General features: G+C 63.7%; 22 protein-coding genes. 20 read left to right on the top strand and 2 right to left on the bottom strand.

Annotation, left to right across the window (positions count from 1 at the left end; genetic code table 11):
• Positions 1-140 precede the first annotated feature (140 nt).
• The 12 genes from J2R80_RS35350 to J2R80_RS43550 all read left to right on the top strand — a co-directional run bounded on the left by J2R80_RS35350 (position 141) and on the right by J2R80_RS43550 (position 13,615).
• Positions 141-1,295 carry a transporter substrate-binding domain-containing protein gene (locus J2R80_RS35350; protein WP_253640224.1) on the top strand — a complete coding sequence of 385 codons (1,155 nt, stop codon included), beginning with the start codon at positions 141-143 and terminating at the stop codon, positions 1,293-1,295.
• A complete protein-coding gene (locus J2R80_RS35345) occupies positions 1,292-1,933 on the top strand; it encodes an ANTAR domain-containing response regulator (RefSeq protein WP_253640223.1) in 642 nt (213 codons plus the stop codon). Before J2R80_RS35350 ends, J2R80_RS35345 begins: the two co-directional genes overlap by 4 nt.
• 122 nt (positions 1,934-2,055) lie before the next feature.
• On the top strand, positions 2,056-3,306 hold the full coding sequence (locus tag J2R80_RS35340; protein ID WP_253640222.1) for a transporter substrate-binding domain-containing protein: 1,251 nt from the start codon (positions 2,056-2,058) through the stop codon (positions 3,304-3,306).
• Positions 3,307-3,435: 129 nt separating this feature from the next.
• Positions 3,436-4,305, top strand: coding sequence for an urea ABC transporter permease subunit UrtB (gene urtB, locus J2R80_RS35335; RefSeq protein ID WP_057015920.1), 870 nt, complete (start codon positions 3,436-3,438; stop codon positions 4,303-4,305).
• 16 nt (positions 4,306-4,321) lie between these two features.
• Positions 4,322-5,461 (top strand): urea ABC transporter permease subunit UrtC, encoded by a 1,140-nt coding sequence (urtC, locus tag J2R80_RS35330; protein WP_253624091.1) that lies wholly within the window; start codon positions 4,322-4,324, stop codon positions 5,459-5,461.
• Entirely contained in the window at positions 5,458-6,210 is a 753-nt protein-coding gene (gene urtD / locus J2R80_RS35325) for an urea ABC transporter ATP-binding protein UrtD (protein WP_057015922.1), read from the top strand. The genes urtC and urtD overlap by 4 nt, the downstream gene beginning before the upstream one ends.
• Entirely contained in the window at positions 6,203-6,895 is a 693-nt protein-coding gene (gene urtE / locus J2R80_RS35320) for an urea ABC transporter ATP-binding subunit UrtE (RefSeq protein ID WP_050386944.1), read from the top strand. The genes urtD and urtE overlap by 8 nt, the downstream gene beginning before the upstream one ends.
• 33 nt (positions 6,896-6,928) lie before the next feature.
• Complete coding sequence (locus J2R80_RS35315; protein WP_028331418.1) at positions 6,929-7,966, top strand: aliphatic amidase; 1,038 nt, start codon at positions 6,929-6,931, stop codon at positions 7,964-7,966.
• Positions 7,967-8,061: 95 nt separating this feature from the next.
• Positions 8,062-9,396, top strand: coding sequence for a cytosine permease (locus J2R80_RS35310; protein ID WP_076833534.1), 1,335 nt, complete (start codon positions 8,062-8,064; stop codon positions 9,394-9,396).
• A gap of 34 nt (positions 9,397-9,430) precedes the next feature.
• Complete coding sequence (locus tag J2R80_RS35305) at positions 9,431-10,450, top strand: alpha/beta fold hydrolase (RefSeq protein ID WP_076833536.1); 1,020 nt, start codon at positions 9,431-9,433, stop codon at positions 10,448-10,450.
• A gap of 34 nt (positions 10,451-10,484) precedes the next feature.
• Positions 10,485-11,312 carry a CbbQ/NirQ/NorQ/GpvN family protein gene (locus J2R80_RS35300; RefSeq protein WP_051002629.1) on the top strand — a complete coding sequence of 276 codons (828 nt, stop codon included), beginning with the start codon at positions 10,485-10,487 and terminating at the stop codon, positions 11,310-11,312.
• Positions 11,313-11,326: 14 nt separating this feature from the next.
• Positions 11,327-13,615, top strand: coding sequence for a VWA domain-containing protein (locus J2R80_RS43550; protein WP_083715185.1), 2,289 nt, complete (start codon positions 11,327-11,329; stop codon positions 13,613-13,615).
• Positions 13,616-13,625: 10 nt separating this feature from the next.
• Here the strand turns inward: J2R80_RS43550 and J2R80_RS35290 are convergent, their stop codons facing one another.
• Together J2R80_RS35290 and J2R80_RS35285 are read right to left on the bottom strand one after the other, a co-directional pair.
• Positions 13,626-14,213, bottom strand: coding sequence for an ANTAR domain-containing response regulator (locus J2R80_RS35290; protein ID WP_253640221.1), 588 nt, complete (start codon positions 14,211-14,213; stop codon positions 13,626-13,628).
• A complete protein-coding gene (locus J2R80_RS35285) occupies positions 14,210-15,373 on the bottom strand; it encodes a transporter substrate-binding domain-containing protein (RefSeq protein WP_057015928.1) in 1,164 nt (387 codons plus the stop codon). Before J2R80_RS35285 ends, J2R80_RS35290 begins: the two co-directional genes overlap by 4 nt.
• Before the next feature lie 423 nt (positions 15,374-15,796).
• On the opposite strand from J2R80_RS35285, the gene J2R80_RS35280 reads away from it, so the two are divergent.
• From J2R80_RS35280 to J2R80_RS35245, 8 genes are all read left to right on the top strand, one after another.
• Positions 15,797-17,197 (top strand): amidase, encoded by a 1,401-nt coding sequence (locus J2R80_RS35280; RefSeq protein WP_076833542.1) that lies wholly within the window; start codon positions 15,797-15,799, stop codon positions 17,195-17,197.
• A gap of 17 nt (positions 17,198-17,214) precedes the next feature.
• Positions 17,215-18,210: an acetamidase/formamidase family protein gene (locus J2R80_RS35275; RefSeq protein ID WP_076833544.1), complete on the top strand. Its 996-nt coding sequence runs from the start codon at positions 17,215-17,217 to the stop codon at positions 18,208-18,210.
• A gap of 58 nt (positions 18,211-18,268) precedes the next feature.
• On the top strand, positions 18,269-19,483 hold the full coding sequence (locus J2R80_RS35270) for an urea ABC transporter substrate-binding protein (RefSeq protein ID WP_141339913.1): 1,215 nt from the start codon (positions 18,269-18,271) through the stop codon (positions 19,481-19,483).
• 96 nt (positions 19,484-19,579) lie between these two features.
• Positions 19,580-20,446 (top strand): branched-chain amino acid ABC transporter permease, encoded by an 867-nt coding sequence (locus J2R80_RS35265; RefSeq protein WP_076833547.1) that lies wholly within the window; start codon positions 19,580-19,582, stop codon positions 20,444-20,446.
• 13 nt (positions 20,447-20,459) lie between these two features.
• Entirely contained in the window at positions 20,460-21,533 is a 1,074-nt protein-coding gene (locus J2R80_RS35260) for a branched-chain amino acid ABC transporter permease (protein ID WP_253640220.1), read from the top strand.
• A gap of 3 nt (positions 21,534-21,536) precedes the next feature.
• A complete protein-coding gene (locus J2R80_RS35255; protein ID WP_076833549.1) occupies positions 21,537-22,256 on the top strand; it encodes an ABC transporter ATP-binding protein in 720 nt (239 codons plus the stop codon).
• Positions 22,246-22,956: an ABC transporter ATP-binding protein gene (locus J2R80_RS35250; protein WP_016845725.1), complete on the top strand. Its 711-nt coding sequence runs from the start codon at positions 22,246-22,248 to the stop codon at positions 22,954-22,956. Before J2R80_RS35255 ends, J2R80_RS35250 begins: the two co-directional genes overlap by 11 nt.
• A gap of 63 nt (positions 22,957-23,019) precedes the next feature.
• Positions 23,020-23,781, top strand: a complete 762-nt coding sequence (locus J2R80_RS35245; protein WP_038376099.1) for an SDR family NAD(P)-dependent oxidoreductase — start codon at positions 23,020-23,022, stop codon at positions 23,779-23,781.
• The last annotated feature ends 15 nt before the right edge of the window (positions 23,782-23,796 follow it).

Raw genomic sequence — 23,796 nt, 5'->3', positions numbered from 1 at the left:
CAGCTTCGCTGACAGGATGAGCGGCCAGGGTCCTTGTCTCGCGGCAGATGGCATGCAATCTTCCGCAGCCGGCAATGCTGTTCGAGAGCAACAAGAACAATAATCCCTCTCGTCCCTCCAATTCTGTCGAGGGCCTGATCATGTCGAACCTTACCCAAACGACATCCGCTCCGTGGCGGATAGGAGTGCTGTTCTCGCGAACCGGCTTCATGTCGGTCATCGAGGAGACCCAGTATCAGGGCACGCAACTCGCGATCGAAGAGGTGAATGAAGCGGGCGGCGTCTGCGGCCGCGAGCTGGTTCCCGTTGCCTATGACCCCGGATCGGACTCGGCCGCCTATGGTCATTACGCCAAGCGGCTGATGATCGAGGATCAGGTCAGCACGATCTTCGGCTGCTACACCTCGTCGAGCCGCAAGGCGGTGCTGCCGGTAGTCGAACGGCTGAACGGTCTGCTCTGGTATCCGACGCTTTACGAAGGGTTCGAGGCGTCGCCCAACGTCATCTACACCGGCGCCTCGCCGAACCAGAACAGCCTCGCGCTGTGCCGCTATTTGATGGATACGTTCGGAACGCGGTTCTATTTCGTGGGGTCCGACTACATCTATCCGCGCGAGTCCAACCGGGTGATGCGGGAGCTGCTCAAGAGCAACGGCGGCTCGGTGGTCGGCGAGCGCTATGTCAATGTTTACGCGCGCTGGCAGGATTTTGTGCCGATCATCCAGGATATCAAGCGTGTCAGGCCCGACGTGATCTTCTCGACCGTCGTTGGCGAGGGCACGGTGTTCCTTTATCAGGCCTATGCGAATGTCGGGCTCGATCCAAAGCAGGTGCCGATCGCCAGCCTGACCACGACGGAAGCGGAAATTGCCGCCATGGGCTTCGACGTCGGCGAGGGACACGTCACGGCCGCATCGTATTTCCAGGGCGTCGAGGGCAGCGCTAATAATGCGTTTGTGCAGCGCTTCAAGAAGCGGTTCGGCGCCGATATCTCAACCAACATGTGCGCCGAAGCATCCTATTTCCAGCTGCATCTGTTCGCGAAGGCGCTCGAGCAGGTCAATTCACTCGACACCGAAGTTCTCCGCTTGATGGTGTTCGGCACCAGCTTTGATGCACCGCAAGGTGCCGTCACCGTCAACCCGATGTCGGGTCATACCGACCTCTGGACCCGCATCGGGCGCGCCAACCGCCAGGGGCAGTTCGATGTCGTCAGCCAGTCGAAGGAGCCGGTGCATGCGGATCCGTTCCTGATCGGATATGGTCGTGCAACGCAAACAGGAAGCGTCCAATGAACGAAATGTCGCGTAAGCCGTCGCTGAGCCGAGACGTCGGCGGACGCAAGACCATGGTTCAGGAACTTGCCGATCTGTCGGCGGTGGTGGTCGCGCCGGTCGACGATCAGGTCGGCATGTTGCTGCGCGAGTTGCAGCGGTTCCGGATGCGGGTGCGGCAGGTCTGGCCGATGCCGGAGAGCGTGCCCGCCGATGCCGACGTGGTGTACTGCGAATATTCCCCTGATCTGGCGCGGCGCCTGCCATGGATTCCCGGCGACGCGCGCTCGGCGCTGGTTGTGATCCTGCCGGCGACGGAAACCGTTCACGCCGATGCGCTGTGTCATGCGACGCCGAACGCCGTGCTGCCGCGGCCGTTCACGCAGAATGCCGTGCTGTCCAGTCTCGTGCTGGCGCGCAGTCAATTTGGTTATGAACGGCGGCTTCGCAGCAAGATCGAGAAGCTCGATGACAATCTGCGCTCGATGCGCACGGTGGAGCGCGCCAAGGCGATCCTGATGGCGACGCGGCAGATGCCGGAAACCGAAGCCTATGGCTTCATCAGACGACAGGCGATGGATCGTCGCGTGTCGGCAAGTGCAGTCGCCGCGGCGATTGTTGACTCGTTCGAACTGCTTGGCTACGATCATCGACAGTAAGCCCCAATAGCGGGGCCGGCGGCGACAGCGCCGCCTTCAACCGGCAACAAAGCCCTCCCAATGCTCGCGTAAGCGCGCATCGGGAGGGCTTTTTGTTTTTTCAGTCCTGAAGGGAGCTAGGGATGAGCATTTCACGGCGGACTTTGCTGAGGAATACCGCGGCGCTGGGCGCGTTTGCCGGCACCGGACTGCCGCACATCTGGATCAAGAACGCCGACCTCGCTTACGCCGCCGGCGGCGAGATCAAGGTCGGCGTGCTGTTCTCGCTGACGGGAACGACCGCGATCATCGAGGAATCGCTCAACAAGGCGACGCTGCTCGCCATCGAGGAGATCAACGCCGCAGGCGGCATCAAGGGCAGCAAGATCGTGCCGATCGTCGAGGACCCCGCGTCCGATCCGGCGACCTTCTCGGAGAAGGCTCGCAAGCTCGTCGTCGGCGACAAATGCGTCAGTGTGTTCGGTTCCTACACCTCGGCAAGCCGCAAGGCGGTGCTGCCGGTGTTCGAGCGGCAGAACAATCTCTATTGGTATCCGACGCTCTATGAAGGCCGCGAGTGCTCGAAGAACGTCATCTACACCGGCGCGGTGCCGAACCAGCAGCAGGACGAGTTCGTGCCCTGGCTGGTCAAGAAGTTCGGCAAGAAGTTCTACCTGATCGGCTCCAACTACATCTATCCGAAGGAAGAGAACAACTACTGCAAGAAGCTGCTTGAGAAACTCGGCGGCGAGGTCGTGGCGGAAGAATATGTGCCGCTCGGCCATTCCGAATTCTCTTCCGTCATCAACAAGATCCGCTCGACTCAGCCGAACGTGATCTTTTCCACCGTGGTCGGCGATTCCGTGGTCGCGCTGCATCGTCAGTACAAGGCGGCCGGCCTCGATCCCGAGAAGATGCCGATGGCGAGTCTCACGACCTCCGAGAACGAAGTCGCTGCGATGGGCGGCGAGGCGGCCGCCGGTCACTTCACCTCGGCGCCTTACTTCATGGTGCACAAGTCGCCGGAGAACGAGAAGTTCGTCGAGGCTTACAAGAAGCGTTGGGGCGCCGACAAGGTGACGCATTTCGTGTCGGAGGCCTGCTACTTCCAGACCTACCTGTTCAAGCAGGCGGTCGAGAAGCTCGCGACCAGCGATCTCACGCCGCCGAACATCCGCGACGCGGTCAAGGGCCAGGAAGTGATTGCACCGCAGGGCAAGGTCCGGATCGAGCCGGAGAACCTGCACACCTGGCTGTGGCCCAAGATCGCGCAGGCGAAGTCGAACGGACAGTTCGAGATTCTCGTCGAGGCCAAGGAGTGGCTGAAGCCGGTGCCTTACGCGGCCTATCCCGGACAGTCATGCACCGAGAAGGGCTTGGTCGAGAAGAGCTGACGACGGGGGCTGACGAAGGCCGTCGGCGTGCGGCGCCGGCGGCCAGCGTCCCGAAACGAATGCTGCCTCTCGCACGAACGGGGGCGAGGGGCAGGGCGCACAACGCGAACATCGAAAGCGGATCCCGACGTGGACCAATTCATCGAACAAATCGTCACCGGCCTCAGCATCGGATCGATCCTGCTGCTGGTCGCGCTGGGCCTGTCGATCATCTACGGCTCGATGGGCATCATCAATCTCGCCCATGGCGAGTTCGTGATGCTGGGCGCTTACGCGGCCTGGGTGTTTCATACCTATCTCGGGCTCGGCCTGCTCGCGAGCCTGGTGCCGATCTTCTTCGTGGTCGCCGCGTTCGGCTGGGTCATTGAACGTTACGTCCTGAGCCTGCTCAACAACCGGCCGCTGGACACGATCCTTGCGACCTGGGGCGTCGGCATCATGCTGCAGCAGGCGGTGCGGCTGATGGTCGGCAGCGAACTGCGCTACGTGCAGCTGCCGCCGGCGCTGTCCGACAGCATGGACGTGTTCGGCATCTCGGTATCGTCCTATCGGGTGTTCCTGTTCGTGGTGTCGATCGCACTGTTCGTGGCGACCTGGTTGCTGATGAACCGCACCACGGTCGGAATGAAGCTACGCGCGATCATCCAGGACCGTTCCGTCGCTGCCTCGTTCGGAATCAACGCCAAACGGGTCTATGCGCTGACCTTCGCCTACGGTGCGGGCCTTGCGGGACTGGCTGGCGCGCTGGTGTCGCCGCTGAAGAGCGTGTCGCCCGATATGGGCACCGGCTATGTGGTCGATGCCTTCATGGTGGTGGTGCTCGGCGGCGTCCAGAGCCTCGCCGGCACCGTGGCGAGCGCCTTCATCCTCGGCGAGCTCTCCGGCGGCATTGCCTTCCTGCAGAACGACACGGTGGCCAAGGCAATCGTGCTGCTCGCCATCGTCGTGCTCATCCGTTTCCGCCCCGAGGGGCTTTTCACCGCACGCGTGCGGGCCTGAGACAGATCGCTCATCTATGCCGTCGCATGTTTCTAACTCCAGCGGATTGCAGCGCCTGATCGCGCAGCTTGCGCCTCTGCTGATCGTCTGCGCCGTGGTGTTCGCGCTGCCGGTGCTGCTCAACAACGACTTCCTGCTCAACAAGGTCGCGCGTTATCTGGTGCTGGGCATCCTCACGGTGTCGCTCGGGCTGTCCTGGGGATTCGGCGGCATCCTGAATCTCGGCCAGGCGATGAGCTTCGGGCTCGGCTCCTACGCCATGGCAATGGCGCTCAAGCTCAAGACCGTGCCGGTGCATACCGGAGCGAGCGGACTGCCGGACTTCATGGTCTGGAATAATGTCCAGCATTTGCCGTGGTTCTGGGAGCCGTTCCGCTCGCTGACCTTCGCGATCGCCGCCGGCCTGATCGTGCCGGCGCTGGTTGCGGCGGCGCTCGGCTGGTTCATGTTCCGGGGCCGCGTCACCGGCGTCTATGTCTCGATCATCACGCTCGCCACCATGGTGGTGATCAATCTCGTGATCATCGACCAGCAGAGCTACACCGGCGGCTTCAACGGCATCACCGATCTCGCCCAGCTCGAGATCTTCGGCGTCGCGTTCGATGCCTATGGCCGGGCTACCTATTATCTCGTGGCCAGCTGTGTCCTGCTCAGCCTGCTTGTCGCCTTTGCCTTCACGAGAACCAAGGCCGGACTGATCGTGCAGGCGATCCGCGACCATGAGAGCAGGGTGCGCTACTTCGGCTACGACGTCGCGCTCTACCAGATCTTCGTGTTCGCGCTGTCGGCGGCGATCGCGGGCCTTGCCGGCATGCTCTACACGGTGGTGATGGAGTTTGCCTCGCCGACCTTCCTCGGCGTGCAGCTCTCTCTTTCGGTGGTGGTGTGGTGCGCGGTCGGCGGCCGGCAGAGCCTGGTCGGTGCGTTCCTTGGCGCAGTGCTGGTGGCGGGCATGCAGGGCGCGCTGTCGGAGTCAGCGGCGTTCCTGGAAACCTGGACGCTGGTGATGGGCGCGCTGTTCGTGCTCGTGGTGCTGTTTTTGCCGAAGGGGCTCGCCGGCCTTGCGCAGGTCGTGCTGCGCTGGATCGTGCAGCGCCGCCATGCGGCCGCGGGCGGGGTGGCGCAAGGCGTCGGCCAGACGGAGGGCAGCACATGAGCTCCCATCTCGATCTCCGCGACGTGTCGGTCAGCTTCAACGGCTTCAAGGCGCTCAATTCACTCAACATGAGCGTGCGCAAGGGCGAGCTGCGCTGCCTGATCGGGCCGAACGGCGCGGGCAAGACCACCGCGCTGGACATCATCTGCGGCAAGGTCAAGCCGAGCGCCGGCACGGTGAGCTTCGATGGCACCGCGCTGCAGGATCTTGAGGAATACGAAATCGCCCGCGCCGGCGTCGGCCGCAAATTCCAGGTGCCGAGCGTGTTCCGCGAGCTGTCGGTCTCCGAGAACCTCGAAGTGGCGCGGGCGCGTCGCACCTCCGTGCTTGGCAATTTGCGCTGGAACATCGGCAATTCAGGACGCGAGCATGTCGAGCGTCTGGCCGAGCTGGTCGGGCTCACCGAGCAGCTCGACCGGCCGGCCGCCTATCTGTCGCACGGTCAGACCCAGTGGCTGGAGATCGGCATGCTGGTCGCCCAGGACGCCGAGCTGATCCTGATGGACGAGCCTACCGCGGGCATGACGGCGCAGGAAACCCGCAAGACCGCCGAACTGTTCGCACGGCTGAAGGGCAAGCACACGCTGATCGTGGTCGAGCACGACATGGGCTTCGTCAAGGCGATCGGCGACATCATCTCCGTGATGCATATGGGCCAGATGCTGGCCGAGGGCACCGCGGCAGAAGTCGAGGCGCATCCGGAAGTGCGCCGCGCCTATCTCGGATCGGGAGGCATCAGCCATGCTTGAGCTGACCGACGTCGACGCCTTCTACGGCAACAGCCGCGCCCTGCAGGGCATCAACCTGATGGTTGGCAATGGCGAATTCCTCTCGGTGCTCGGCCGCAACGGCGTCGGCAAGACCACGCTGATGCGCAGCATCCTCGGCCTGATGGACCGGTGCACCGGACGGCTATCGCTCGACGGTGCCGACATCTCGCCGCTGCGGACCTATCAGCGCGCCAAGGCCGGTATTGCCTACGTGCCGCAGGGCCGCGGGATTTTGCCGCGCTTCACCGTGCGGGAGAACCTGACGCTCGGAACCTTCGCGGCGAAATCGGCCAACGGAATCGAGGAGTGGGTGCTCGAGCTGTTTCCGGTACTCAAGGACTTTCTCAATCGCTATGGCGGCAATCTCTCCGGCGGCCAGCAGCAGCAGCTTGCGATCGCGCGGGCGCTGCTGGCCAAGCCCAAGGTCATCCTGCTGGACGAGCCGACCGAGGGCATCCAGCCGAACATCGTCGAGCAGATCGAGGACGTGATCGTCAGTCTCAATCGCGAGCGCGGCATCACGGTCGTGCTGGTCGAACAGAATGTCGCGTTCGCGCGGCGCGCGTCTCACCGCTTCGCGCTGCTCGAAAAGGGACGCGTCGTCGCCAAGGGCGCGATCGGTGAGCTCACCGATGATCTCATCCAGCTGCACATGGCCGTGTAGCGGGAATTATCGCTCAGGAAAGGGAGTCGAGACATGTTGCATGGAGACATATCGAGCAGCAAGGACACGGTCGGCGTTGCCGTGGTGAACTACAAGATGCCGCGCCTGCACACCAAGGCCGAGGTGCTGGATAACGCGCGCAACATCGCCAAGATGGTCGAGGGCATGAAGCTCGGCCTTCCGGGCATGGACCTTGTGATCTTCCCGGAATACTCGACCCACGGCATCATGTACGACTCCAAGGAGATGTACGAGACGGCGTCGTCCGTGCCGGGCGAGGAGACCCGCATCTTCGCCGACGCCTGCCGCAAGGCGAAGGTCTGGGGCGTGTTCTCGCTGACCGGCGAGCGCCATGAGGAGCACCCCAACAAGGCGCCGTACAACACCCTGATCCTGATGAACGACAAGGGCGAGATCGTCCAGAAGTATCGCAAGATCATGCCGTGGGTGCCGATCGAGGGCTGGTATCCCGGCGATTGCACCTACGTCTCGGACGGGCCGAAGGGGCTGAAGATCAGCCTGATCATCTGCGACGACGGCAACTATCCGGAGATCTGGCGTGACTGCGCGATGCGCGGTGCCGAGCTGATCGTGCGCTGCCAGGGCTACATGTATCCGGCCAAGGAGCAGCAGATCCAGATATCGAAGTCGATGGCCTGGGCCAACAACTGCTACGTCGCGGTCGCCAACGCCTCTGGCTTCGACGGCGTCTATTCCTACTTCGGCCATTCCGCGCTCATCGGTTTCGACGGAAGGACGCTCGGCGAGTGCGGCACGGAGGAGAACGGCATCCAGTACGCGCAGCTCTCGGTGTCGCTGATCCGCGACGCCCGCCGCAACATGCAGTCGCAGAACCATCTCTTCAAGCTGATGCACCGCGGCTATACCGGCCTGATCAACTCCGGCGACGGCGATCGGGGGCACGCGGTCTGCCCCTACACCTTCTACAAGAACTGGATCACGGACCCCGAGGGCACCCGGGAAATGGTCGAGGCCATGACCCGTCCGACTGTCGGAACCGACGAATGCCCGATCGAGGGCATTCCGAACCAGAAAGTCGCACATCGTTGAGTGACATCGATAATCGGCGCCGGCGCGATGTTTCGCGCCGGCGTGGTTCGATGCAACGGCGGACACTTCCTCGCGGAGGAAACAGGGGGGACATCATGAGCGGTCAATCGAATAGCGGGCTGGTTCAGCAGACCGAAGGGCAGATCGACGACCTTCTCGGCCATGAATTCGAGCACGAGCCGGTGCCGATGAGCGCCCGGCGCAGCGCCTTCTCGGTCACGATGGTGTGGCTGGGCTTTCCGATGATCATCACCGGCGCGATGACCGGATCGCTGTTGGTGCTGGGCATGGGGTTCAAGAATGCACTGGTGGCGATGATCGTCGGCAATTTGATCATGTTCGCCTATGTGGGCGCGCTCGGCCTGATCGGCACCCGGCGCGGCATGAACTTCGCGCTGATCGCGAGTATCGTGTTCGGAAAGAAGGGCTACGTGCTGGCGTCGGGCCTGCTGTCGACCCTGCTGCTCGGCTGGTATGCAGTGCAGACCGGCATCACCGGCGCATTGATCTCCTCGACCTACGGCCTCAACTATGTGGCGATGACCATCGTCGCCGGCGTGCTCTATATCGGGATCACCTTCGTCGGCGTGAAGGGATTGCACTGGATCGGGCTGGCGTCGGTGCCGCTGTTTGTCGTGCTTGGCCTCTGGGTCGCGGCCGATGCCGCCTCGACCACGACGTCGGCGGCGATCTTCGGCTATGCCGGCAACAATGGCGTCGCCAGCATGTCGATGGGCGTCGGGCTTACGGTGGTGCTCGCGCTGTTCATCGACGCAGGCACGGTGACGGCGGACTTCAATCGCTGGGCGCCGAGCACGCGGTCCTCGCTGTTTGCCACGTTCAGCGCGTTTCCGTTCGCCAATCTGGTCGCGATGCTGGTCGGCGGCGTGATGACGGCGGCGCTCGCCGTGCCGAACGCCAACCCGTTCGGTGTCGACAACATGTTTGGCTACATGAACGGCAAGCAGCTCACCTGGCTCAGCATCCTCGCATTCATCTTCCTCTATGCCAATCTCGGCTCGGTCTGCTCGCATTGCCTGTACAACGCGGCCACCGGCTGGTCGCGCATCCTCGGGACCAATATGCGGCTGATGGCGGTGGTGCTCGGCGCGCTTGGCATCCTGGTCGCTGCCGGCAATGTCTGGGCGTTCTTCATCCAGTGGCTGTCGCTGCTCGGCATCCTCGTGCCGCCGATCGGTGCGATCATTCTGGTCGATCAGTATCTGCTACGGGCCGAGGCGCGCGCGGACGTCGACTGGCGTGCGAAGCCGTTCATCGCCTGGGGCATCGGGTCGCTGTTTGCCTTTGCGGTTGAAAACCTGATGCCGGGACTGTCCACTGCGATCTCCGCCGCAGTGGTCGCAGGCATCGTGTACGGTGCGATCGCACGGGTGGATTCTCCGACTGAAAAGGTGGCGCGTCCGGCGTAAGCGATCAGCTCGATCAAGCAAGAAGGGTACATCAATGAGCGTCGACTATCAGATCCATGATCTCGGCAATTTGACCTTGCAGCGCGGCGCGACCATTCGCGACTGCAAGCTCGCCTACAAGACCTATGGCCAGCTCAACGCAGCCAAGGACAACGTCATCGTCTATCCGACCTGGTACTCCGGCCAGCACTACGACAATGAATGGCTGATCGGACCGGGCAGGGCGCTCGACCCGGCAAAGTACTTCATTATCATTCCGAACATGCTCGGCAACGGGCTGTCGTCGTCGCCGAGCAACACGCCGGAACCGTATAATGGACCGCGTTTCCCGCAGGTGACGGCCTATGACAATGTGCGCGCCCAGCATCGGCTGGTGACCGAGAAATTCGGCATCAAGCACATCTGTCTCGTGGTCGGCTGGTCGATGGGCGCGCTGCAGACGTTCCATTGGGGCGCGCTCTATCCGGATATGATGGATCTGTTGGCGCCGTTCTGCGGCTCGGCCAAATGCTCGCGGCACAACTTCGTGTTCCTCGAAGGCGTCAAGGCGGCACTCACGGCGGATGCTGCGTGGAAGGAAGGCTGGTACACCGACAAGCCGGCCCGCGGCCTGCGCGCCGCCGCGCGTGTCTATGCCGGCTGGGGCTTTTCGCAGGCCTTCTATCGCGAGCAGCTCGACATCAAGACGCTGGGCTATTCGTCGCTGGAGGATTTCCTGGTGGCATTCTGGGAAGGCTTCTTCCTGCCGAAGGATCCCAACAACCTGCTGACCATGCTGTGGACCTGGCAGCACGGCGACATCAGCGACAACGAAATCTACAACGGCGACTTCAAGGCCGCGCTGCGGGCGATCAAGGCCAAGGCCTATGTCATGCCGGGTCAGACCGATCTCTATTTCCCGCCGGAGGACAGCGCGTTCGAGGTCGAGAACATGCCGAACGCCAAGCTCGTGCCGGTACCGTCGATCTGGGGCCACTTCGCCGGCGGGCCGGGGACCAATCCGGTCGATGTCGACTTCATCGACAGCAAGCTCAAGGAGCTGCTCGCATCGTGATATCGACCGGTTGCGAACGGCTGCCTGCGCGATCATGGGAGGCGTGAGCTTGTCCAATCCCGCTTTGCTGCTTGATCAATACCGCATCCGGGAAGAGCCGTATTACCGGCCGCTCAAGGATGAGGTCGAACTGTTCGGTGCGGCCTATGCCAACCGCATGCCGGTGATGCTGAAAGGGCCCACCGGCTGCGGCAAGACCCGCTTCATCGAATATATGGCGTGGCGGCTCGGCCGCCCGCTGATCACGGTGGCCTGCCACGAGGACATGACGGCGGCGGATCTGGTGGGGCGCTGGCTGCTCGACGCAGAGGGCACGGTGTGGAGCGACGGGCCGCTCACCACAGCGGTGCGCCTTGGCGCGATCTGTTACCTCGACGAGATCGTCGAGGCGCGCCAGGACACGACGGTCGTGATCCATCCCTTGACCGACGATCGTCGTGTGCTGCCGCTGGAAAAGCGCGGTGAATTGATCCACGCCCATTCCGACTTCCAGCTCGTGATTTCCTACAATCCGGGCTACCAGAGCGCGATCAAGGACCTCAAGGAATCCACCAAGCAGCGCTTCGCGGCGCTGGATTTCGGCTATCCTGATCGGCCGGCCGAAACCGAGGTGGTGTCGCGCGAAGCCGGTATCGAGCCGAACCTCGCCGATCTCCTGGTGAAGATCGCCCAGCACAGCCGCAACCTGAAAGGCCAGGGGCTCGACGAAGGTGCCTCGACCCGGATGCTGGTCAATGCCGGCCGACTGATCGGATGCGGCATCAGCCTCGAAAAGGCCTGCGAGACCACGATCGTCGTTCCCCTGACCGATGATGCGGACACCAGGAACACGTTGCGCGACGTGATCTCGGCCTGTGGGTAAGTGGAAGATTGCAGGTGGCGGTCGCGCAAATCAGTTCGCTCGATAGCTTCCGGTCCGGACGTCGGCTTGCGGCACTCTTGCGCGGCCATGACGATGTAGCTGCGGCGGTGCAGACAGCGCGTACCGCTCTGCAGCGAACTGGTTGGTTCGATCACCTGGCGGTCTGGGACGAGGCCGTGCACGCCCTGTTCGAGGCCAATCTCGGTCAAGCCGTGGTGCAGGGTTTTCTGCGTCTATCGGAGCAATGGCCGGCGCAGCGATCGGCCGATGATCTGATCGCGATCGGCCGCGCGGTCAGGGACATCGGCTGCGGTGCCGGAAGCCGCGTCGCCCATGCCTTGCTGACCGAATTGTCCAAGGTGCTGCCCCGGCTTGCGGGTGCAGGAGAACTCACCGCGGTTCTCGCCGCGCTCGACGAACTCGCAGCCACCGGGCCGGAGTCGGCGGGGCTCGCGATCGGCCGGCTGGGGCAGTTTCTGACGCATGCCGGCGGCGAGGAGTTTGCGGCGTGGGTCTCCGCTGGCTTGCGCGCCAGTGGCAGTCGCGCATCGCGCCGCCGCGCCTATTTCGCGCTCGACGATCAGCTTTCGGCGCAGCTGTTCGCAGCCGGTCGGAGCGGGGATGATTTCGCGCGGCTGGAGAAGCGCCTCGCTGCAACCACGATCGCGTTGTGGAACAGAAAGCCGCGTTTCCGCAAACTTGCCGTTGCACCGACGCCGGTGCCGCGGCGGACCTCGCTCGCCGCCGGCCTCGTCGGTCTTCCGCAGACCTTTCCCGGCTTCGAGGGCGAGGCGGCCGACGCCGTCTATCTCGCGGCGGTCGCGCATGCCGGCGCGCATCTGGTGCATTCCACCGTCCGCTTTCCGGTGCGACGACTGAAGGCGCTGCAGATCGCGCTGGTCTCGCTGATCGAGGATGCCCGGGTCGAGGCGCTGGCGCTCTACCAGATGCCGGGGCTGCGCCGGCTGTGGCTGCCATTTCACAGCGCCACGCCAGCCGGCCAGGCAACCGCAGCCGGACTGATGATGCGGCTGGCGCGGGCGCTGATCGATCCCGATTATCAGGATCCGGATGCGTGGGTGACCAAGGGGCGGACGCTGTTTGCCGCTGCCGCCGGCCGCTGGACCGATCCCGCCATCAGCCGCGAGATCGGTGGTTTGCTCGGCAACGACATCGGGCAGATGCGGCTGCAGTTCAACGCCAAGAGCTACGTCGTCGAACCTGCCTATCGCGACGACAATCTGGCGCTGTGGGATTTCGGCGACCAGCGGGACAGTCCGGCCGAGACGATCGAACTTGCCGTCGATTCCGTCCGGATCGAGCGGCGCGACGATGCGGGTGGTCAGCCGGCCGACGACAACGCCAGGCCGGACGAGACGCTGCGCGCGAAGGCCAGCGCGGTAACGCTGCTGGACGGGTTTCCGGTCGCGACCTACCCGGAATGGGACTATGCGGCGCGTACCGAGCGGCCGGACTGGACCACGATTCTGGAAGCCGATGCCGCCGTTTCCGCACAGCCCTTCGATTCCTCGACGGACGCCGACGCGATGCGCTGGATCACGGAGTTGACCCGCGACGCGTCGATCGGCCGCCGGATCAGACACAAGGGCCAGCGCGACGGCGACGCGCTCGACATCGACGCGGCGATCGCCCTGACAATCGAGCGGCGCACCGGCAATATCAGCGAGCCCAGGGTCTACCAGCGCGATGCGCCGGGACCGCGCGATCTCGCCATCCTGCTGCTCTTGGACCTGTCGCAATCGACCGCCGACCGTGACCGCCGCGGCCGGACGGTCCTCGACGTCGAACGCAAGGCGGCTGCGATCATGGCGGCGGCGGTCGAGGCCGCCAATGATGCGATCGCGGTGCATGGTTTCAGCTCCGACGGCCGCGAGCGCGTGCGCTATCTGCGCATCAAGGGCTTTGCGGAGCCGATGGATGCCGTGGTTCGCGCGCGTCTAGCCGGCCTTGGTAGCAGCCATTCCACCCGGCTGGGCGCGGCATTGCGCCATGCCGGGGGCTACCTCGCGGAACGACGCGCGTTCCGGAAAGTGCTGCTGGTTCTGACCGACGGCGAGCCGTCCGACGTCGACGTGCCGGATGCGCAATATCTCGTCGAGGACGCCCGCCGGGCCGCGCAGCAGCTGCGGCGGCGCGGCACCGATATCTTTGCCTTCGGCATCGGTGAGCACAGATTTCCCCAGCTCGATCGGATTTTCGGCGAGCGCTATGCGCTCCGGGTGCCGCGCATCGAGGTGTTGCCGCAACGGGTGATGCAGCTCTACGCGGAACTGAAGAAATAGACGACCGGCTCTAGCCCGTTGCCCGGGGCAGGGAGCCCTTTGCGGTGATCTCCGCCGAGAGTTCCTCGATCGTCTTGCGCTGCTCCATGGCGGCGCGGCGGATCAGCGCAAAGGCCGCCGGCTCGGCCAGCGCATGGCTGTGCATGACCTGAAGGACCGCGGCAAGCACGACGCGGCGGGATCGCAGCCGCTGCTCCAGCTTGAGCACCTGCTGCTTGAGCTCGCTGGTGCGCTCGCTTCGCTCGAAAGCCAGGACGAGCGCGGCATAGATGCCGGCCGATCGCAGCGGCTTCACCAGGAATGACGCCGGATCGAGGTCGAGCACCAGCTTCAGACGGCTTGGCGTCTCGGTGCCGAGCAGGGCGATGACCGGGCTTCGTCCAAGCGACGTCTGCTGTGCCGGCGAGGTGAGCGGCAGGAACTCGTCATCGATCAGCGTCACGTCGGGAAGGCAGTCGATACTGGCACCGGGCTCCCATATGACGATCTCGATCCCGAGGCGCTCGAACTGCCGCCTGACGATCGAGGCATCGCGCTCATCCTTGATGGCGACGAGCGCCTTGCGGCCCCGCAGCGAAAATGAAGACGGTTTGCTCATTTCACAACCCGCAAATGCGGCGCATTCGGCAACGTTCCATCCCTTGCCGGGCTGGCGGCGATGTCGAGCTGCGTCAGATAGGGATCCGGTCTAACCGGCGCTTCAGCTTCCCAGAAGATGTCAAACTGTCCTTCGGCGTTCGAGACGGCCAGCCGCGGCGTCAGGACGCAGTGGTTGTTGCTGCCGTCGATCCAGACCGGACCTTGCGGCGAATTGTAGCGATGGCCGGCCGCGGCGCGCCGCACCTCGCCGATATCGGATGTGCCCGCGCGCTGCAGCGCCCGGGCCAGCAGATAGACCGCGACATAGGCGGATTGCCCGTCGACGGACGGGCTGCTGTGCTCGCCGTGGCGCGCCTTCCAGCGCGCCACGAAGGCCCGGTTCTCGGGCAGGCGAATGCTCTCGAAATAGGCCGACGATGTGATGCATCCGGCCGATGCAGGACCCGCGATCTTGAGCTCGGGCTCGCACAGGCTGCAGCTCAGCATCGGGATCTCGAGGCCAGCCGCGGCGGTCGCCGCATGAAAGGCGCGGATGAAGTCGTAACTCGAACTGCCGACCAAGGTGTTGAAGACGACCGGCGGCCGGCGCCGCACGATCTCGTCCACGATGTGCGTGACCGCGCTTTCACCAAGTTCGAGCAGGCGTTCGGCGAGAATGCGTCCTTTGGCCGCCGTCACCAGCTCGCGGGTGACGCGATTGGTTTCCCAGGTCCAGACGTAGTTGGAGCCGACACAGAAGATCTCGCGCGACAGATTATCGAGCACGTAACGCACCAGCGGCAGTACGTTGTGATTGGGTGAGGCGCCTACATAGATGACATTGTCGGAGCATTCGAACCCCTCGTAGCGCGCCGGATACCAGAGCAGGCGGTCGGTACGCTCGACGATCGGCAGCACCTGCTTGCGCGAGGCCGAGGTGTAGCAGCCGATGATATGCTCGACGCCGACGTTGCGAATGAGGTCGTCGCAGACCGTGTGGTACTCCGAAATGATTCCGCGGGGATCGCGGACATGCGCCGATATCGCGAAGTCGAATTCGTCCTGATTGTTGATTTCGTCGACCGCCATCATGGCGCTCTTCAGGATCTCGCGTCCCATGGCCTGATAGGGCCCGTGCTGCGAGCAGATGATGCCGACTGGAATGGAGGGCTTGGTCATTGAGTACTTTCGGCCGCGCAACGCATCAAGGAAATCATCTTCGCAGAGGTCGGTGCAAGAGGTCATGCCGATTTGCTGCGCATGCACCTCGCGAAATTTGTGCAGCCAGCCTCGTTGACAACGCGCTGCACACCTCCTTAGAATTTTCTCCTACAGGGCTTCCTGTCGAACCTTGCGTGCGTCGATCTGGCCGATGACGTCCCGATCGCCGCGCAGAGTGCTCCGTTCGACCCCGGACCCATGCGATAGTTCATAGCTGCGGCATTTGGGCCATTCGTCACCTTCGTTTCGGAGGGGCGGGTGGCTTTTTGCTTTTGCCGCTAAACAAATTGGCGACACGTCCGTGCCGCCAAGCCGGAGGCGCATGCGCGGTGATGGGCAGTGCCTGCGCTTGCGTCATGTCAAGTGCGGGGATGAGAAACGATGCCGACGACGGATCTTCACTATCTCGGGCTCATTGAGATCGGGCAGCAAATCCAGGCCAAAAAGCTCTCGCCGGTCGAGGTGACGAAGGCGATGCTCGGGCGGATCGAGCAGCTCGACGGCAAGCTCAAGAGCTACGCCTATGTGATGGGCGAGGCGGCGCTGGCCGAAGCGGCCGCAGCCGAGAAGGACATCGCATCCGGCAAGATCAAGGGACCGCTCCACGGCGTGCCGATCGCCGTCAAGGATTTGTGCTGGGCCAAGGGCGCTCCGGCCGCGCATGGCATGACCATTCACCGGGACTTCCGGCCGAGCGAGGATGCCACGGTCGTCGCGAGATTGAAGGATGCCGGCGCTGTCATCCTCGGCAAGCTGCAGCAGACCGAGGGCGCCTATGCCGACCATCACCCGAAGATCGATCCGCCGAAGAATCCGTGGAATGCGGATTTGTGGTCGGGCGCATCGTCGAGCGGTTCCGGCGTCGCCACCGCCGCGGGGCTTTGCTTCGGCTCGCTTGGCACCGATACGGGCGGCTCGATCCGTTTTCCATCGGCCGCCAACGGCATCACCGGGCTGAAGCCGACCTGGGGACGCGTGAGCCGTTATGGCGCGTTCGAACTCGCGGCAACGCTCGATCACATCGGGCCGATGGCGCGCAGCGCGGCCGATTGCGGCGCGATCCTCGCCGTGATTGCCGGCCAGGATCCCAAGGACACCACCTCCGTGCCGCTGCCTGTGCCGAACTATCTCGCCGGCCTGTCCGGCGATTTGCGCGGCGTGACGATCGGGGTTGATCGGCGCTGGACCATCGAAGGCACCGACGAGGCTGCCGGCAAGGTGCTCAGCGAAGGGCTGCGCGTTGCTGCCGATCTGGGCGCGAAGATCAAGGACATCACGTTTCCTGATCCCAAGGCCGTCATCGAGGACTGGTTCCCCTTGTGCGGCATCGAAGTGGCGGTCGCGCACGAAGAGACCTATCCCGCACGCAAGGACGAATATGGTCCGGCGCTCGCCGGCCTGCTCGATCTCGGCCGGGCGCAATCCGGCATGAATTACCAGAAGATCGTGCTGCGGCGCGAAGCGTTCCGCGGCGCGGTGCGGCTGTTGTTCGAGACGGTCGATCTGATCGCCGTTCCGGCCCAGGCGTTCGCTGCGCCGACATTGGCCAAGATGGCGGCGCTGGGTGAGGATCCGTCGCTGATTACCGGGCTGCTGCGCTTCACCTGTCCGTTCGACATGACCGGCAGCCCAACCGTGACGCTTCCCGGTGGCTTCGCGCCGAACGGCGGGCCCGTCGCCTTCCAGTTCGTGGGCCGTCACTTCGACGAAACAAGCCTCGTTCGCGCGGGCGATGCCTTCCAGCGCGTCACCGACTGGCACAAGCGCCATCCCGCGATCTGAATTGGGGAGCCGACCGCATGACCGAAGATTGGTTGAAGAGTTCCATCATGGCCAAGCGCGCCCTTGCCAAGGGCGCGACCGGTACGACCCATAGCCTGACGATCGAGCAGCAGGGCGGCTTTCATTACGTCTATGGACCCTATGCCAAGCCGACCCTGTCGATCGATCCGGGCGGGGTCGTCGTTGTCGAAACCGAAGACGCCTTCGGCGGCGTGCTCACCAGCGAAAGCGACAGCCCTACGGCGAAGCTGAACTTCCCCTATCTGAACCCGCAATGCGGGCCGATCGCGGTCAAGGGCGCCAAGAAGGGCGATTGCCTCGCCGTCTATATCCGCGACGTCGAGACCCGCGGCGCGCAGCCGGCCGGAACGACCTGCATCATTCCGGAGTTCGGCGGCCTGGTCGGGACCGCATCCACGGCGCTGCTCAACCCGCCGCTGCCGGAACGCGTCAGGAAGCTGCATGTCGACCGCAACGGCGTGCGTTGGAACGACAAGATCACGCTGCCCTATGAACCGTTCATCGGCACGATCGGCGTCTCGCCAGAGATCGAGGCGATCTCCTCGCTGCAGCCCGATTATCACGGCGGCAACATGGACCTGCCCGACGTTGCACCGGGCGCGATCATCTATCTGCCGGTGCATGCCGAAGGCGGGCTGCTCTATGTCGGCGACTGCCACGCCACGCAGGGCGATGGCGAGCTCTCGGGCGTCGCGCTGGAGCAGCGCGCGACGGTGACGCTGCAGATCGATCTGATCAAGAACTGGAGCTTCGCCTGGCCGCGGCTCGAGACGCGCGACTTCATCATGACGATCGGCAGCGCGCGCCCGCTCGAGGACGCGGCGCGCATCGCCTATCGCGAGCTCGTGCGCTGGATGAACGCCGATTACGGCTTCGACGAGATCGACGCCTACATGCTGCTCAGCCAGGCCGGCCGCATGCGGCTCGGCAACATGGTCGATCCCAAATATACGATGGGGGCGTCGATCCTGAAGAATTACCTCAAGGCGTGACTTCAAACATCCTTCAACGACAGAGGACATCGCGATGTATTCGGGGCGTATAGTCGGAATGGCTTTGCTTGGTGCAATGCTCGGGACCGCGGCAATAGGTGCCGCCCAGGCGGCGGAGCCGCCGCTGAAGGTCGGCTTGCTGGAGGACGTCTCCGGCGATCTCGCCTTCATGGGCATGCCGAAGCTGCACGGCTCGCAGCTGGCGGTCGAGGAGATCAACAAGAGCGGCGGCATTCTCGGCCGGCAGATCGAGCTGATTCATCTCGATCCCCAGGGTGACAATGCCCGCTATCAGGAGTTCGGCCGCCGGCTGCTCAATCGCGACAAGGTCGACGTGCTGATCGGTGGCATCACCTCGGCATCGCGCGAGGCATTGCGCCCGATCGTCGATCGCACCACCACGCCGTACTTCTATACGAACCAGTATGAAGGCGGTGTCTGCGATGCCAGCATGATCAGCATGGGTGCGGTACCGGAGCAGCAGTTCTCGACCCTGATCCCCTGGATGGTCCAGAAGTTCGGCAAGAAGGTCTACGTCATCGCAGCCGACTACAATTTCGGCCAGATCTCCGCGGAGTGGAACCGCAAGATCATGAAGGACCTCGGCGGCGAGGTCGTGGGCGAGGAATTCATCCCGCTCGGCGTGTCGCAGTTCGCGCAGACGATCCAGAACATCCAGAAGGCGAAGCCGGACTGGCTGCTGACGATCAATGTCGGCGCGGCGCAGGACTCGTTCTTCGAACAGGCAGCCGCGGCCAACCTCAACCTGCCGATGGGCTCTTCGATCAAGATCATGCTCGGCTTCGAGCATAAGCGGTTCAAGCCGCCGGCGCTCAACAACATGCATGCGACCGCGAACTGGTTCGAGGAGATCGATACCCCCGAAGCCAACGACTTCAAGAAGCGCTGGCACGCAAAATTCCCCGATGAGCTTTACATCAACGACATGGGCTACAACGCCTACAACGCGCTCTACATGTACAAGGCGCTGGTCGAGAAGGCCAAGTCGACCAAGCTCGAGGACATGCGCAAGGTGATCGCAACGGGTGATGCCTGCATCGAGGCTCCCGAGGGCAAGGTCTGCATCGACCCGAAGAGCCAGCATACGTCGCACCGCATGCGCCTGATCTCGGTCGGGCCCAAGCATGAGGTGACGGTGGAGAAGGACTACGGCACGATCCAGCCATACTGGCTTGGCGAGATCGGCTGCGACCTCACCAAGAAGAACGACAAGGACCAGTACACGCCGAGTCATCTCCCCAGCAAATCGTGACGCGCGCAGGCACGAATCTTGCTCGTGTTGTGCATCACGACTTCGAAACCGAAACCGGCGCCGCAATGATGCGGCGCCGCGATCAGGGAGACCGGAATGTCGGCTGAACTCTTCTCGGTATTCTATCAGTTCGCCGATGTCTTCGCGTTCCTCATCCTGTCGGCGGCGGGCCTGGCCATCGTGTTCGGCATGATGGGCGTCATCAACATGGCGCATGGTGAGTTCATCATGTGCGGCGCCTACGTCACCGTAGGGCTCGTGAATCTCGGCGTCCCGCTTCCGATCGCGCAGATCATGGCCGCGCTGACGGCGGGGATCATCGGCATGATCGTCGAGTACCTCGTCGTGCGGCGCTTCTACAAGCGACCGCTCGACTCGTTGCTCGCGACCTGGGGCCTCAGTCTGATCGTGACGCAGTCGATGCTGCTGATCGTCGGCTCCGCGGTGCGCGGTATCGGTACGCCGGAAGGAAGCTTTGCGATCGGCGGCTACACGTTTTCGACCTACCGGCTGGTGCTGTTTGCCTGTGCGGTAGCGGTGCTGGCGGGCCTCTACATCATCTTCATGAAGACGCGCTTTGGCGTGATCGCGCGCGCCACGATGCAGAATGCGGCGATGGCCAAGGCGCTCGGCGCGCGCACCGGGCGGATCTATTCCATCAGCTTCGGCATCGGCACCGCGCTCGCGGGGCTCTGCGGCGCGCTCTACGCGCCGACCATGACGCTGATCCCGACCATGGGCGCGACCTTTGTGGTCGAGAGCTTCGTCACCGTGGTGATCGGCGGCGCCAATGTCCTGCTTGGAACCGCGCCGGCCGCGGTGTTCCTGGCGATGATCCGAATGGCATTGAATGCCAGCTACGGGCAGATCATCGGCCAGATCGGCATGCTGTTTGCTGTCATCCTGATCATACGTGTGCTGCCCGAGGGACTATCCAGCGTGCTGGTTCGTCGTGGGCGCTAGACGGGAATTTCTGATGTTGAAGCTGCTCGAGGGCCCGCAGACGCTCGGACGCGGGAAGATCTTCTGGTCCTGCTTCCTCGCCGTGCTGGCCGGGGCGCTGATCTATCCGCTGTTCGCCGATTCCTATGATGTCGGCAATTTCGCCTACTTCCTGATCTGGATCTTCATGGCGCTCGGCCTCTGCCTGATGTGGGGATACGGCGGCATGCTGTCGTTCGGCCAGACCTTCTTCTTCGGCATCGCCGGCTACGGCTATGGCGTGCTCGCCATCAATATGGGCGGGGGAACGACCACGATCGCCGCGCTGGTTCTCTCCGTGGTCATCGCGATGATCGCGGCCGGGATCCTCGGTTACTTCATGATCTGGGGCGCCATCAGCGGGATTTTCTTCGGCATCGTGACGTTGTCGGCGACGCTAGTGCTTGCCTTCTTCCTCGGGCAGACCGCGGGGCCCGAATGGCATATCGGTCCGGCCCGGCTGAACGGCTTCAACGGCATGAAGGGAATGGACCCGCTCACGGTCGGCGACTTCGACATCGAGGGCTCGGCGCTCTATTACGTCATGATCGCGCTGATCGTGATCGTCTACATCGCGCTGCGCATGCTGGTGAACTCGAGCGTCGGCAACGTGATCGTGGCCACGCGGGAAAATCCGCAGCGCGCCGAGATGCTCGGCTATGACGTCCGCAAGTATCAGCTTCTGACCTTCGTGATTGGCAGCGGGCTCGCAGGCCTCAGCGGCGCACTGTACACGTCGTGGGGGCAGTTCATCACGCCATCCAGCATCGGCCTGCCGGCGGCGGCGATGCCGATCGTGTGGGTGGCGTTCTCCGGACGCAACGATCTGACCGCGACCTTGGTCGGATCGTTCCTGCTGCTGTTCGGCTTTCAGACCATCACGGTCTACAGCCAGCAGGCGGCGTTGGTGCTGATGGGCGTGCTGCTGCTCGCCACCGTGATGCTGGCGCCGCAGGGCTTTGTGCTCGGCATCGGCAAGCTCGTCGTCGATTGGTGGACCAGGCGTCGGCGCCGCGACGAAGCCCCCGCGCTGGCCGATACCGCCCGCCTGCAATCCGATGAGACCTGAATCATGGCGCTGGTCGATGTGAAAGGTGTCTCCAAGCGTTTCGGTGGATTGACCGCCGTCTCCGACGTCGACCTGACGGTCAATGCCGGCGAGGTGCACTGCCTGATCGGGCCCAACGGGGCCGGGAAGAGCACGCTGTTCAAATTGATCGTCGGGCTCTATCCGCCGACCACGGGCAGCATCTTCTTCGACTCGATCGATATCACCGCCGAGCGGCCCTACGCGCGGGTGCAGCGCGGCATGAGCATCAAGATGCAGGCGCCGAGCGTGTTCAAGGAGCTGCCGGTGCGGCAGAACATCCAGATCGCGCTGCAGGAACGCATTTCGGGCGCGGAATGCCGTGCTGAAGAGGAGCGGCTGCTCGCATTGTTCAATCTGGCTGACGATAGCGGCAAGCTCGCCGGTGCGCTTTCGCACGGCCAGCAGCAATGGCTGGAGATCGGGATGGCGCTGGCGCTGCAGCCGCAGCTGCTGCTGCTGGACGAGCCGACCGCCGGCATGTCGCCAGAAGAGACTTTCAAGACCGGCGAGCTGATCAAGTCGTTCAATGCCGAGGGCATGACCGTCCTGGTCGTCGAGCACGACATGGCGTTCGTGCGTCAGGTCGCCCAGCGCGTTACCGTTCTGCATCTTGGCAAGATCTTCGCGCGCGGCAGCTTGGAGGCGATTTTGGAAGACGAGAAGGTCGCGGAAATTTATCTGGGTAAGACTCATGCCCACTGATCGCATCCTGGAGGTGTCGGGGCTTTGGGCGGGCTACGGCGCGACGCCGATCCTGCAAGGCGTCAGCATGTCGGTCTCGCGCGGCGAGATCGTCGGCGTGATCGGCCGCAACGGCGTCGGCAAGTCGACCCTGATGCGGTGCCTGATCGGTCTGCTGCAGACCTGGCGCGGCACCATCAGCTTCATGGATCAGGATGTCACGCAGCTCGAGGCCGATGCGCGGGCGCGCGCCGGCTTCGGCTACATCCCGCAGGGTCGCGACGTGTTTCCGCAAATGAGCGTCGAGGAGAATTTGCAGGTCGGCGAGTTGATCGGCGGGCCCGAAGGCAAGAAGCTGCCCGAGCTCGTCTACGAGTATTTTCCACGCCTGAGGGAGCGCCGGCGCCAGATCGCGGGCACCATGTCGGGCGGCGAGCAGCAGCAGCTTGCGATCGGCCGCGCGCTGATCGGCAATCCGGCGCTGATGATCCTCGACGAGCCGTCGGAGGGCATCCAGCCGTCGATCGTGCAGCATATTTGCGAGGCGCTGAAATCGTTCCGAGCGGAGCTCGGGACCACGATCGTGTTCGTCGAGCAGAACCTCGACACCATCCTGGAGATCGCGCAGCGCTGCTACATCATGGAGAAGGGCAAGATCACGCGATCGCTGGCCGGTGAGGAGGTCAACGCGGACAACGTTCGCGCGCAGCTGTTACTGTGATCGACCGCGCGATGCGGTGAAGATCAGTGCGTTGCATAATTGATAATAATGGAGGGAATGGACATGGATCTCGGACTCAAGGGAGCAAAGGTTCTCGTTACCGGCAGCACCAAGGGCATCGGCAGGGCGATCGCCGACACGTTCGCCGCCGAGGGCGCCAATGTCGGCATCTGTGCGCGCAACCAGGGCGACGTCGACGCTGCGGTCACAGCGCTCAAGGCCAAGGGCGTTGCGGCGTTCGGTAGTGCCGTCGACGTCTCGAACGGGCCGGCCCTGAAGGCCTGGGTCGCCGATATGGCGTCCAAGCTCGGCGGCATCGATGTCGTGGTCGCCAATGTCAGCGCGCTGTCGATCGGGCAGGACGAGGAGAGCTGGGAGAAGGAATTCTCCACCGACATGATGGGGACGGTGCGCCTCGTCAACGCGGCGATGCCGTATCTGGAGAAGAGCGGCGCCGCCGCGATCGTCACCATCTCGAGCGTTTCGGGACGCGAGGTCGATTTTGCCAGCGGTCCCTACGGTACGTTCAAGGCGGCGATCATCCACTACACGCAGGGCCTCGCCTACCAGCTCGCGGCCAAGGGCATCCGGGCCAATTCGGTATCACCGGGCAACACCTACTTCGAGGGTGGTGTCTGGAACATGATCAAGGACGGCAATCCCGAACTGTACAAGACCGCACTGGCGCTCAACCCGACCGGCCGCATGGGCACGCCGCAGGAGATGGCGAACGCCGCTGTGTTCCTGGCGAGCAAGGCGGCGAGCTTCATCACCGGGACCAACCTCGTGGTGGACGGCGCGTTGACGCGCGGCGTCCAGTTCTAGGCGGGGCGCGCCGTC

This window comes from Bradyrhizobium sp. USDA 4541 (assembly GCF_024171085.1).
Lineage (GTDB): Bacteria > Pseudomonadota > Alphaproteobacteria > Rhizobiales > Xanthobacteraceae > Bradyrhizobium > Bradyrhizobium australafricanum.
This window is presented reverse-complemented; position numbering and strand designations above follow the sequence as displayed.